Origin of the sequence: Burkholderia sp. Bp9015, assembly GCF_003853505.1 — a bacterium.
Lineage (GTDB): Bacteria > Pseudomonadota > Gammaproteobacteria > Burkholderiales > Burkholderiaceae > Burkholderia.
On record NZ_QTPZ01000081.1, the window covers coordinates 1 to 1,959 of the forward strand.

General features: G+C 67.9%; 2 protein-coding genes. Both read right to left on the reverse strand.

The features are described from left to right. On the reverse strand, positions 1–587 hold a 587-nt coding region (locus DIE12_RS37640), incomplete at its 3' end, for an alpha-E domain-containing protein (RefSeq protein ID WP_185641055.1). 64 nt (positions 588–651) lie between these two features. Then, positions 652–1,959: circularly permuted type 2 ATP-grasp protein (locus tag DIE12_RS37645; RefSeq protein ID WP_148092735.1), on the reverse strand; the 1,308-nt coding region annotated here is incomplete at its 5' end.

Here is a 1,959-nt window from a genome sequence, read left to right on the forward strand (position 1 = left end):
TCGAGGATCGTGCCCACGTGCGACACCGACGGCAGCAGCAGGTGGTATTTCACGTCGAGGATCCGCGCGGTGTTGTCGGCCCGCTCGACGAACGCGCCGATCTGCGCGAAATCGAAGATCTCGTTGCGCAGCATCGTGCTGTAGAAGCTGCCGAGGATCAGCGCGGTTTCGCGCTTCACTTCGTCGAGCACCGCCGGCAGCCCGCTCTCCGGCACCGGCTGCGCAAGCGCCTGGCGCAGCGCGAGCCAGGCGCCGTTCACGCTCTCCCACGCCTCGCGCGTGAGCGCCGTGCGCACCATCCGCGCGTTCGAGCGCGCGGCCTCGATGCACGACAGCACGCTCGACGGGTTGTCGCGGTCGCGCAGCAGGTAGTCGGTCACGGTATCGGCGGCATACGCGTCGTACTTCTGACGATAGCCGTCGTCCGCGCCCGAGCTGACCAGCACCGACGACCATTCGGCCGGCGCGTCGGACGTGCGCGTGAGCGCCATCCGCAGTCCGGCATCGACGATGCGCGCGATGTTCTCCGCGCGCTCGATATAGCGGTACATCCAGTAAAGACCGCTCGCAGTTCGTCCCAGAAGCATCTCGTGTCCACTCCGTCTTCGTTCGGTTCGCGCGCCGGCTGCGGCGCGCGCGGTCGTGCCCGGCTCAGTCGGCCAGCACCCAGGTGTCCTTGGTGCCGCCGCCCTGGCTCGAGTTGACGACCAGCGAGCCCTCCTGCAGCGCGACGCGCGTGAGCCCGCCCGGCGTGATGCGGATCCGGTCCGACACCAGCACGAACGGCCGCAGGTCGACGTGGCGCGGCGCGAGGCCGGCTTCGGTCAGGATCGGCGTCGTGGACAACGCCAGCGTGGGTTGCGCGATGTAGTTCGCGGGACGCGCGCGCAGCTTCGCGGCGAACGCCTCGATCTCGGCCTTCGATGCGCACGGCCCGACCAGCATCCCGTAGCCGCCCGAGCCGTGCACTTCCTTCACGACCAGTTCGTCGAGATGCTCGAGCACGTATTTCAGGCTGTCGGCCTCGCCGCAGCGCCAGGTCGGCACGTTCTCCAGCAGCGCCTTGCGGCCCGTGTAGAACTCGACGATCTCCGGCATGTACGAGTAGATCGCCTTGTCGTCGGCGATGCCGGTGCCCGGCGCGTTCGCGATCGTGATGTTGCCGGCGCGGTAGACGTCCATGATCCCGGCCACGCCGAGCACCGAATCGGGGCGGAACGTCAGCGGATCGAGGAACGCGTCGTCGACCCGGCGGTACAGCACGTCGATCGGCCGGAAGCCTTCGGTGGTGCGCATCGCGACGCGGCCGTCGACCACCTGCAGGTCGCTGCCCTCGACGAGGTGCACGCCCATCTGGTCGGCGAGGAACGAATGTTCGTAGTACGCGGAATTGTGGATGCCGGGCGTGAGCACGGCGATGGTCGGGTTGTCGGCATTGCCGCCCGGCGGGCACACGGCCGCGAGCGACTGCCGCAGCATCTGCGGATAGGTCTCGACCGGGCGCACCTTGACCTGCTGGAACAGCTCGGGAAAGAGCTGCATCATCGTCTCGCGGTTTTCCAGCATGTACGACACGCCCGACGGCGTGCGCGCGTTGTCTTCCAGCACGTAGAACTGGTTCTCGGCGGTGCGCACGATGTCGACGCCGATGATGTGCGTGTAGACGTTGCCGGGCGGCCGGAAATCGATCATCTCCGGGATGAACGCCTCGTTGTGCGCGATCAGGTGCTTCGGCACGATGCCGGCGCGCACGATCTCCTGGCGGTGGTAGATGTCGTCGAGGAACGCGTTGAGCGCCATCACGCGCTGCTCGATGCCGAGCGACAGCCGGCTCCATTCCGCGCCCGAGATGATCCGCGGCACGATGTCGAACGGAATCAGGCGCTCGGCGGCCTGCGCGTCGCCGTACACGGCGAACGTGATGCCCGTCCTGCGGAACACGCCTTCCGCGTCGTGGGC